We start from the raw sequence: 12014 nt of genomic DNA on the forward strand, positions 1-12014 counted from the left end.
GTGCTTAGTGCGCTCAGTGGGAGTGCTTAGGTACAGCAGAACCACGACTGCCGACTAAGAAATCAAAGTCGCAACCTTGATCCGCCTGCAAGACGTGATTGATATATAGCTGCTGATACCCACTCTTCACACCCGGCACTTCAATCGCTGCTCGCACTGCCAGACGTTGACTAATTTCTGCATCGCTGAGCTCTAAATTCAAGCTGCCTTGGGCACAATCGAGTACTACCCAATCACCATCCTGCACGATACCCAAGGGGCCACCGGCCATAGATTCAGGTGCCACATGCAAGACGACCGTGCCATACGCCGTGCCACTCATACGTGCGTCCGAAATACGCACCATATCTTTGACCCCCAGCGCCAATAATTTTGGTGGCAATCCCATGTTGCCAACTTCTGCCATACCAGGATAACCTTTAGGTCCGCAATTTTTCATTACCAAGACAGAGTTGGCATCGACATCCAGATCAGGATCGAGAATACGGGTTTTGTAATGATCAAAATCTTCAAACACTACCGCTTTACCACGGTGTTGCATCAGATGCGGTGAAGCAGCGGACGGTTTCAGCACGGCACCACGTGGCGCCAGATTGCCGCGCAAAATGCAAATACCGCCATCTGCAATCAAAGGATGATCCAGCGTGCGTATTACCTCATCGTCGTACACAGGTGCATCCTGACAGTTTTCCCACAGAGATTTGCCATTCGCCGTTAAGGCGTTTTTGTGCGGCAGTAAATCACCTTCACCAAGACGGCGTATCGCACCAGGCAAGCCTCCCGCATAATAAAACTCTTCCATCAAGAAACGTCCCGAAGGCATCAAATCGACAATGGTTGGTGTGCCACGACCAATGTGCGTCCAATCTTCCAATTCCAAATCAACACCAATACGACCAGCGATTGCCTTCAAATGAATGACGGCATTGGTAGAACCGCCGATCGCGGCATTAACGCGTATCGCGTTTTCAAACGCTTCGCGCGTTAAGATTTTGGACAAACGCAAATCTTCATACACCATTTCAACGATGCGAATGCCGGACATATGTGCCAGCACATAACGACGCGAATCGACTGCTGGAATTGCTGCATTGTGCGGTAAGCTGGTGCCCAAAGCTTCAGCCATACAAGCCATGGTCGAGGCGGTGCCCATGGTGTTACAGGTACCGGCTGAGCGCGACATACCGGCTTCGGCCGCCATGAATTGATGCATGGTGATGTCACCGGCTTTGACCTGCTCGTGCAATTGCCAAACAGCGGTGCCTGAGCCGATATTTTTACCATTCAACTTGCCGTTCAACATAGGCCCACCGCTAACCACGATAGTAGGAATATCACAGCTGGCGGCCCCCATAAGTAATGCTGGCGTGGTCTTATCACATCCCACCAAGAGAACTACCGCATCCATGGGATTACCACGTATCGATTCTTCCACATCCATGCTTGCCAGATTGCGTGTCAACATCGCGGTAGGACGCAAATTCGATTCGCCGCTGGAGAACACTGGGAACTCCACTGGAAAACCACCGGCTTCCAAAATGCCTTTTTTAACGTATTCCGCAATTTGTCGAAAATGGGCATTGCAAGGAGTTAGTTCTGACCAGGTGTTGCAGATACCAATAATCGGTTTTCCTTGAAACTCATGATCCGGGATGCCCTGATTTTTCATCCAACTGCGATACATAAAGCCATTTTTATCTTGCGTGCCAAACCATTCGGCCGAGCGTAGCGTGACTTTCTTTTTTGTCTCAGACATGCAGATACTCCTTAAATTTTTTGTCGTACTGGCGCAGCATTTACAGCTGAAGGTGCCAGCAATTCCGAAAGAGATAGTGGAAAACCAATGATCAAATCATAGAGATTTCATCGATGCCTTTCCAATCACTTTTTCTTCATGATTGATATTCGATTGGGTATCAATGTCAAGAAGTGGAATTTAATTGCACGATCAGCGAAAACGATAGTCGTAGAGAGTGAGAGGCGTAGAGAAACGCAGAAAAAGGTCGGGCCAAGTTCAACTAAAGGTACTGATCCAAAAGCAGTTTTTTGGCAGTCATGGCGCATCATCAAGCCCCGCATGAATGATCGCGCCCAATTTTGGTTCAGTTGTGTAAGGCGGGTGCAACCAGCGTCGCAAGAACGTGGAAAACCTAAACGCGCGGCGCGTTCCTCACGGGTTGCACGTGTCCCACAAATGCTAGGATTAAGTTAAGCTTAATTAAAGGTACTTACCCAAAAAGCGCTCTTCCGGCAATCCTTGCACGTCATCAAGCGCAACATGAATGATCGCGCCAGCGTGTGGCTCAGACTGCAAGGTAATTTCATCTAAAGAAACCCTAGCGCTGGATATAAAAATTTCGCGTAAATTTTGTCCGCCAAAACACAGACAAGTAATTTGCGAGGCAGGCAGTGTAAAACTACGATCAAGCATACCCAGGGGATTGTAACGAACGATACGTGCGCCGCGCCATTCTGCATTCCATAAATAGCCAGCGGCATCGATGCAAGAACCGTCCGGAGCGCCAGCTTGGTGGCGTAGATCGACAAACAAGCGATCATTCCTTATCTCGCCCGTGACAGGATGATAATCACAACAAAAAATTTGTCTCGCTTCCGAGTCGGCATAATACATCGTTGCGCCATCTGGGCTAAAACAGATGCTATTGGCGACAGCCACTTTGCGCAGTGGTAAACGCTCTAAACTGAGGTCATGATTTAAGCGATAGAAACCACCTATTGCAGCTTGGTCATGTTGATTGAAAGTACCGAAAACAAAACGTCCCTGACGATCGCAACGTCCATCATTAATTCGCGTATTTGTCAGTTCACTTTCCACTGGGCAGATAGACTGCAATTCGCCGGTCGACAAACAAAAATAGGCGAGCTGCGAAGCTAATCCTAGTAGCAGTCTGTCGTCATCCAGCGTCAAGGCAAACGAACCCAACTGTTCAGGCATCTGCCACTGTGTCGAAATTCCAGTTGCAGGCATAAAACGATACAAAGTCTGACCTATGATGTCAGTCCACAACAAGGCTTGTTGACGCTCACACCAAAGCGTACATTCGCCCAAACTATTTTGTGTAGCGACGGCGACTTGCATGGTATTTGCTGGATTGTTCACGATGCATCCTGAATTAAAAAACGATACATTGTATGGCTATGATACTCGTCACCCGGTCTTAAAATAACATTCGGAAAGTGCGACTGATTCGGTGAGTCGGGAAAATGTTGCGGCTCTAAACAGAAACCACTGCGGCGTTGATAGGTCACGCCTTTTCCATGCAAACTGCCGTCCAGAAAATTGCCACTATACAACTGCAGACCTGGCTCTTCTGTCCACAATTCCAGCACACGTCCAGAGACTGGCTCATTGACGCGCGCTGCCAAGCTTAATCGCTGTTCTTCATTTTTATTCAAAACGTAATTATGATCATACGCTTGGCCAAATTGAAGTTGCTGATGATGGTCGGCAATACGTGCACCGATTGACTGCGTCTGGCGAAAATCAAATGGCGTTCCCGCTACCGGCGCCAATTCGCCAGTGGGAATGAGACCTACATCGACTGGCGTATAGCGGTCAGCATTCAGCATCAACTGATGCCCAAGAATATCTGGCGTGGTGTGAATGCCACCGAGATTGAAATACGTGTGCTGCGTTAAGTTGACCGGTGTGGCCTGATCGGTAGTGGCAAAATAATGCACATGCAACTCATTCGCATCATTCAACTCGTAAGTCACCTTTACTTCCAGATTGCCCGGATAGCCTTGCGCCCCATGCACTCTGCTGTAGCGCAATGTTAAGCCGCATGCCGTGGCATTTCGAAACGGCTCGACTCCCCACAAGACCCGATGAAAACCAGGCTCACCACCATGCAAATGATGCGCGCCATTATTTTGTGGCAGTGAATAAGTTTGCCCGTCTAATTCAAAAGTGCCATGGGCGATGCGATTACCATAGGGTCCGATCAGCGCACCGAAATACGGCGACACATCAAGGTAAGGCGCAAGATGTTCAAAGCCGAGGCAAATATCCGCAAACTGTTCCTCTCTGTCGGGCGCATACAGTTCGGTGATAATGCCACCAAAATCGCTGATTTTAATCTGCATACCCTGCGCATTATTCAAGGTATACAAACTCACTCCTCTGCCATCAGGTAAATGACCGAAATTTTCTTGCGTGATACTGGATATCTGCTTCATGGTTAATTCTTTTTATTGACGTCTGCAACTGAGTCTGAATCTGTGTCTTCTATTGAATATGGTTAAGCTTATCGATCTATGGAGTGACTGTTTCTTGAACTAAACAAAACCCATTCACCGTCTTGCTAATTCATCTCTGAATAGTTTGCATAGTCCCAAAAGCTTATGCTAAAGATGCAGAACCAAACACTGGCATTCCCTGCTCATCCCACTGTAACCGTTTCACAAAAGTATGACGATCTGGATTCCACAAAGGATCACCTATAATTTCCGTATAAGTCCGTGCGTGGTACACCAGCATTACACTACCATCTTCTGCTTCAGTGAAACTATTATGACCGGGACCATATACGCCATGCTCGTAACAGGTTTTAAAAACTGGCTCTACCGATTTCGTCCATGAAGTTGGGTCCAAAAGATCGGCATCTTCATCCGCCCACAACAAACCCATCGCATAATTTTCATCGGTTGCGCTAGCTGAATAGCTGATAAAAACCTTACCGTTGCGGCGCAAGACGGAAGGGCCTTCATTGACCCAGAAGCCACGGATTTCCCAATCAAATTCCGGCTTACTCAACATCACTGGAGTACCCGCCAATTGCCACGGTGTGTGCATAGGAGCTATATATAAATTCGAATTGCCAACGATCGCCGGATCTTTCTGTGCCCATAAATAGTACAAAACGCCTTTATGTGTAAAGCTAGTTGCATCGAGGCAGAAACTATCAATACCACTATCGACCTGCCCCATGAATTCCCACTCACCTACTAGCGGATTACTATTCGGATTGCGGATGGCATACATGCGATGTTGGAATAGATTATCTTTAATCTCGCGACTAGGGGCTGCCGCAAAATACACATACCACGCGCCCTGATTGAAGTGCAATTCTGGCGCCCAGATTAATTCCGAATACGCACCTGCATCCGGCTTGTGCCAGACATCAAACGTCTGTGCCGTCGCCAAGCCAGCGATGCTGGTGGCGCGACGCAATTCAATGCGATCATATTCGGGCACTGAAGCGGTAAAGTAGTAGTAGCCATCCGCATGATGAATGATATATGGATCGGCACGTTGTTGAATTAATGGCTGTAATTTTTCACTCACGATATTTTCCTAGTGTTTCTACTATAGTGTCTTCTATGTTTTTTGAAAAAGCTGGTTCTTAGCCCGCGATATACCCGCTATCGCGCATCTGCACTTTCACTTCAGTATAGTAATCATCACTAATCCGATACTTAAACATCAGCATACCCATCACCAGATGAAAGAAACCTGGAATCACAGAGAACATTAAAGCGATGCCGGTTAAAGCGAACTGTGTTTGTTCTAGATTTGGCTGGTAATTGAAATAACTCAGCAATATCCCAACCAAACCACCAGCCACCGCCATGCCTGCTTTTTGGCAAACGGAGATACCGCCGAAAGCAAAGCCAGAAACACGTTTCCCTGTTTTCACCTGACCATAATCAATGGTCTCGGCGATTGCCGACCAAAATACAGGTGCATGTAAATCGACCACAAAAGACAACAGGAAGTACAAGATAAATGCCAAAGCCATATCACCTGGTTTCACCGTAAAATAGATAACCGCACTAATCGCTGCAACGGCTATTTGGGTGTAGCGAAATAATTTGACTTTACAATAAAACTTCGTGATCCAAGTCGACGCAACCATAGACAAAATCGCGGCAATCACCCCTGTCGATAAAAAAGCCGCAACAGTTTCCGTGTCACCGCCTAGATAGTATTTAGCGTAATAGATCGCGACCGAACCACGCACCACATAACCCACTGTACCGGTCACGCAGACACCGCATAAAATCAACCATTGATCATTACGTAGCAAAACTTTTAATTGGGCGAGTAACGATTGCTTTTCCACCACATGTACTACTCTCTCAGTGGTCGTGAAATTACAAAACAGGAACAGACCTATGCCCATCGCCGCCATCACTGCCATCGCCGCCTGATAGCCAACGGCCGGATTGCCATCACCCCATTTTTGCGCAAGGATAGGAACAATAATCGTCACCATAAATGCGCCAATTTTCGCGAAGAATAGACGATAACCATTCGCCGACAGACGCTCCTTGGGATCATTGGTTAAAGCGCTGACCAAAGAGATATAAGGAATACCCACTCCCGCTGTCATAACAGTCATCAAGATATAGGTGGAATACGCCCAAATTAATTTCGCGCTGTATTGCCAGTCTGGCGTGGTAAATACGAAGAACACACTGATGCCGTAGGGTACTGCCAGCCACAACAGGTAAGGACGATATCGTCCACCTTTGCTGGTATAGCGGTCGGTCAACTGCCCCATGACCAGATCCGCAATGGCACCGACTACTTTTACCAAGACAAACAGCAAAGCCAGATCGGTGGTTTTTAAACCGTAAATATCGGTATAAAAAAACGTAATCAATAACATCATGGATGAGATTACGACATTTAAAGCCATATCGCCCGCACCGAATCCGACTTTTTCTAAAGTCGACAATTTTTGAGATGGCATCATATTTTCATTCGCAGTATATTTTTTAAAAAACATAATTTGATATCGAACTTAGAGCTCCTACAACAACAAGGGCGTTGCAGGCATAAACCTTCGCAACGCCCTTGCCTTTTTGAGTCTAAATTTCGACCTTAATTTCGACCTTAATTTCGACCTTAATTTCGACCTTAATTTCGACCTTAATTTCGACCTTAATTTCGACCTTAATTTCTCCAACGCAGCGCAAGACCTACCGTGCGATCATAGCGACGAATATCGCGCGGCAAACTTGGAATGCCATGATAATCGTTATACGGTTGATCCAACAAATTGCTTGCGTCAAAAGTCAGGGTCAACTGGCTATTGATCTTATACGAGATCGATGCATCCAATGTACGCAAAGGATCGACGGTCAAATTGCAGCAACCACGATAATTGTATTCAGCGATAAATTTGTCGCGCCAGCTATAAGCTAAACGCGCTGACCAGTCATTTTTCTCGTACAAGCCGACCAGATTGTAAGACCACTTAGACATGCCAGGGAAATCATTGGTAACGCCACTAGCGTCCGTCAAGCCCCCCTTCATGTAAGTCAGATTTGCCTGCAAGCCTAAACCACTCATCCAGCCTGGCAACTTATCGTAGAACTGTTGATACGCGACTTCAAAACCTTCCAAGTGTCCGTCTTGCGAATTGTAAGGACGATCGACTAAATAGGTAATTCCACCATAGGTTTCATTCGCCGCTTTACGCTGTAAGAAGTTCTTGAACTTATGATCAAACAAAGTCGCTGTCAACGAACCGGTCGGTGCGAAATACCATTCCAACGTTGCATCGAGGTTGTTCGCTTCGATTGGTTTTAGATTCGGGTTACCTGCATTACCTGTTGACAAGGTTGTTTGCGTCGATGGGTACAAACGAAGGCCCGGATTATAGTCACCAAAATTTGCACGCTGTATCGCCTTGCCAGCGACGATACGAGCGATCAAATCAGGACGTAAAGTCATTTTCAAATTCAAACTCGGCAAAACATCAGTGGATGAAGTCGAAATATTCGTCGGTTTCACTACGCCGTTGATAGAATCAAAAGCGCTCAAGTCTTGCTCGGTTCTGACGACGCGAACGCCGAATGATCCATCAAATGGAATACTGCCCATCTTAAAGCCGAAGCGCGTTTTACCGTAGATCGCAGTGGTTCTTTCGATATCCTTAAAGAAGGACAAAGGATCATCTGGTGAGGCATTGGTTGTACCGGTAATGAGTTTTCTGACATCTGCAGTGTGGTCCAGCAAATAGTCACGGCAAGGTGTCCAAAATTGACTAAAACCATAATCACCACCAGTAGGCTGCGTCACGCAACCGAGCCCGGCGATGGTATTTGCTTTGATTTCACTCGGTGAAAATGCACTGGCAATCACCGTGTGACCATTCATCTCATTAATATGCTGCGCAGAGCGCTCATTGAGACGAACACCAGTACTGAAATCCTTAAAAAAGCCACCGTCATAGACATCATAAGTGGCATCCGCGCGCCAATCCGTGGAGCGGCTCTCTTCATGCGCATGATTGTCAAACATCTGGAAGATATTCCAGTTTTTACCATCCGTGAGGTCTGTTTTTGGATAGGTCAAATACCCACCGCCGTTGCGCACACTTGCTTGTAAAGCAGACGGAAAACCATAGACGTCAACGATGGGATTTGCCTGACTCCAGTTGCTGACCGTTGACGCCAATTCGCTCGTAATGCGCAATTGCGGCGTCGCGTCCCAATTCACTCCCAATGCACCTTGGGTACCACGAGAAAATGCGCGGCGAGCCTGTGTCGACGTCAGTGCAAACATATTCGACTGTTCTTTGCTGATCGTTTGCAATACAGTTGTACCAGGCACGGTGGTTATAATCGCACCATCTTTCGGTAAGACGCCGACCATGAAATTACTTTCAGAATCATGGTGAATTACGGTATTAAATCCCTCGGCATACAGCTCGAGCGTTGAACTTGGACGCCATTGAAAAGCTAAATTCGCCGCAGCACGTTTGCGATCACCCGCATTCATCACGCGCCCCATGGAATCCATCCCGGTAATGCTACCCGCCTTGCCAGTCACACCATTGACGGTATTCACTCCCGTGTCGATAGGCATCGGTGGAGAAACCCAGGCAGTTTCATCATGGTATTTACCTTCTTGCCATGACAAACCAACCAAGGCACCAAATTCACCCATGTTCGTTTTCCAGCGGTTTGAGTACATCGTCGACAAATCAGGATTAGTTGATTTGGCCTTATCCCGATTTTCTACACGGCCATTGACGGCGATCACTTCACTCTTGAAATCGAAAGGACGATTAGTGCGAACGTCAATCACGCCCGCGGTACCACCTTCTACCATATCGGCGCCTTGCGTCTTATAGACGTCAATCCGCTGCAACATAGTCGCTGGTACATCTGCTAAAAATAAACTACGACCTGCCGCCGTAAACATTTCACGGCCATTAAATAAGGTAACAATACCGCCCAAGCCCCGCACAATAACATTCCCAGCTTCACCATTTTCACGCACAACTTGCACGCCAGTTACACGTCCAAGAATTTCTGCCACATTTTTATCAGGGAATTTACCAATATCGCTGGCAACAATCGCGTCCACCACTTGCTCGGAATTTTTCTTGATATTTTGTGCGCTTTGGGCGGCTTGACGCACTCCGGTGACGGTCACAATGGATTGATCAGGTGGAGAAACTGTCGTCGCTTCTTGCGCCCATACGGAGGCACTACTTAATACACCCGCTGCAGCGAGAGTAGCAACGGACAATTTCAAGGCAAAGGGACGCGACAACTTGGGCGCGCCCAAGCCATATACTTTGGTACTCATACTTATCTCCAATTTGATTTTTATGTGTAATTCAGATGAGACAAACAACTACTTGGTCTGGAATGATATTAAGACCTACACAAAAATCTCTCCAATCAATTTTTGACGGTTATTGATATCGATTTAGATATCGCACGCCCATGTCGCCTTAGGCGCTGAAAATCCAAATCTCGTAAAATCCGGAGAATACGAAGTATAAAAGAAGGTGGGGAAAGGTGTTGAAACATTCAAAATCATGTTGCACATTTGAAGTAAAACACCAATTATGCGATGAAAATGTAACTGTAAGTTCAGACTGTGAAATTCTAAATCAGGCAGAAAAATTATCCCAAAATGAGGCCAACGCGCCAAAACTTGGAATGGCAATTCGAGTATCACCTTGAATTACCTCTTTAGCGAATCAAACACTGTAATTTAAGGTTTAACCAGCTCGTCAGACTTATCTGACAAAGTGACGCGATTGCGCCCGTCATGTTTTGATCGATACATCGCGTTATCAGCGAGCCTGAGTAACGCATCTATATCGTCACCATGTTCTGGGAAACTGGCAACACCTGCCGAGATCGTCACCAAAATTGGAATGTTTCCATACATGACAGGTGTCTGCGCTATGATCTGACGTAGGCTATCAATTTTCTTAAATGCTTGCTCTGGTGTCATACGTGGCATCGCGATCAGAAATTCTTCACCGCCATAACGACAGACGATGTCACTTTCACGGGCATGCGCTTTCAAATGTTCAGACAAGGTGACCAACACCTGATCACCAACCGCATGGCCATAGGTATCATTGACGTGCTTAAAAAAATCCAAGTCAAGCATGATGAGTGACAAAGCATATTGTTCGCGTTTTGCCCTTGCGAATTCCTTGAGCAATGCTTCGTCCATAAACCTACGATTGTGTAACCCGGTGAGCGGATCGCGTAAAACCTGCAACATTAATTGCTCTTGCAACTTCAAAATTTCCTGATATTGCTGTTCCAATTTTTGAATATTCGCGGCTTGCATTTTCTGCAAACCTTTACGTTCTGTGACATCTTCAAAGACCGTCGCAAAATGGTCAGGTTTTGGCGAGAACACATGGATCAGGAAGTCTTTTTCTAACTGCGCAAACCTCTCCTCAAATTGAATGGCAACTCCACTTTCCGCGACATTTTGATATTGCTCTAAACATGGCGCGACATCTATACCGTAAGCTTGTCTGGCCGGTTTGCCGATTACCGACTCACGGCTGAGCCCAGTTTGTGAAACAAACGATGGATTTACCTCCAGAATTTCGTAGTCAATCACTTGCCCATTTTCATTTCTGATGAGGCGGTGTAATGCAACTCCCTCAGACATACTGTAAAACAAGGAATGAAACTTTTCTTCGCTCTCCGCCAAAGCCTGCTGACTAGCTAACACACTAGCGAGGTTGCGCTCATGCGCGTACCAGGAGCGCAGCAGTAGCCATGCAAATGCACTTGCCGCGATAATGAAAAAACTTACCAAAAAGACGCCGAGCAATGTCAATTGACGCCATTGTAAAAATTCCTGCTCGCCAGAAATACCGACATTAACGATAAATCCATATTTGGCATTTCTACGGTAAGTATGCGTGCGGCTAATTCCATCAATACTCGTCACACCGCTTTTATAGGTACCTTCGATGGATGCCGACTTCATGGCTTGCTGGAAAGGTACAGAAAGGGATTTATCATTAGGAAAAAACGCATTTTCACGACCAAATACTTGACGAGAAATCAAGCCCAGATTTGCATCGCGCAAAACGATAGAGTCACCAGAATCCAACTGATACTTCGAAAAATTGTCACTCAATTTATCGACAAAAATACCAGCAAAAACGACGCCAGCGAAACGCCCATCATCAAAACTCAGGCGCCTAGCGAAGAGCCAAACCCATTTTTTGTGAATCCTTCCTATTAAAAGTGACATCACTGGCAAACTGAGATCAGGCAGATCACGCAACTGGATAAAATAATCACGATCTGCAATATTATTGGGCGTTGCCAACACATCAGGACCGTAGACGACATCACCGCGTTCATTGGTCGCCAAAATATAAGCAATTTGATCCTGGCGTCGCATCTGTCGCTGGATGAACTGCGTGACTTGTTGACTATTTATCCCACCGGCACGATGTTGTCGGGAAAATTCATCACTTGTATTGAGCAAGGCCAAATCCACTGACTCAACAATTTCAAAGATATTTTGCTCAATCGAACGCGCCAAGTTCTTAGTGGCCCCTTCAGTTTGTATCTGTGCCTGCCGGTACAAATAAAATGCCGCAAAAGAAGTCAAACTCACTACTGAAATGATCGCTACCACAATCGCAACCAGCAAAATATTGCGATTCATACGTAAATTGTAAGATCTTGTATTGGTCATCTCATTCAACGTCATATAGCCACTTTTTTGTAAGTATTGGCAGTGAAATTTAATC

7 protein-coding genes are annotated in these 12014 nt (G+C 46.3%); all 7 read right to left on the minus strand.

The features are described from left to right. Nucleotides 1–13: 13 nt before the first annotated feature. Nucleotides 14–1756, minus strand: coding sequence for an IlvD/Edd family dehydratase (locus ACO0KW_RS06505; RefSeq protein ID WP_423051767.1), 1743 nt, complete (start codon nucleotides 1754–1756; stop codon nucleotides 14–16). Nucleotides 1757–2218: 462 nt separating this feature from the next. Continuing rightward, nucleotides 2219–3121 carry an SMP-30/gluconolactonase/LRE family protein gene (locus tag ACO0KW_RS06510; protein ID WP_423051769.1) on the minus strand — a complete coding sequence of 301 codons (903 nt, stop codon included), beginning with the start codon at nucleotides 3119–3121 and terminating at the stop codon, nucleotides 2219–2221. Continuing rightward, a complete protein-coding gene (locus ACO0KW_RS06515; protein WP_423051771.1) occupies nucleotides 3118–4200 on the minus strand; it encodes an aldose epimerase family protein in 1083 nt (360 codons plus the stop codon). The genes ACO0KW_RS06510 and ACO0KW_RS06515 overlap by 4 nt, the downstream gene beginning before the upstream one ends. Nucleotides 4201–4363: 163 nt before the next feature. Next, on the minus strand, nucleotides 4364–5308 hold the full coding sequence (locus ACO0KW_RS06520; RefSeq protein WP_423051773.1) for a family 43 glycosylhydrolase: 945 nt from the start codon (nucleotides 5306–5308) through the stop codon (nucleotides 4364–4366). Nucleotides 5309–5366: 58 nt separating this feature from the next. Next, entirely contained in the window at nucleotides 5367–6719 is a 1353-nt protein-coding gene (locus ACO0KW_RS06525; protein WP_423052003.1) for an MFS transporter, read from the minus strand. Between the two features lie 203 nt (nucleotides 6720–6922). Continuing rightward, a complete protein-coding gene (locus ACO0KW_RS06530) occupies nucleotides 6923–9571 on the minus strand; it encodes a TonB-dependent receptor (RefSeq protein ID WP_423051775.1) in 2649 nt (882 codons plus the stop codon). Between the two features lie 414 nt (nucleotides 9572–9985). Next, nucleotides 9986–11959, minus strand: a complete 1974-nt coding sequence (locus ACO0KW_RS06535) for a diguanylate cyclase (RefSeq protein WP_423051777.1) — start codon at nucleotides 11957–11959, stop codon at nucleotides 9986–9988. Between the last annotated feature and the right edge of the window lie 55 nt (nucleotides 11960–12014).

Origin of the sequence: Undibacterium sp. Ji22W, from assembly GCF_049340305.1 — a bacterium.
Classification (GTDB): Bacteria; Pseudomonadota; Gammaproteobacteria; order Burkholderiales; family Burkholderiaceae_D; genus Undibacterium.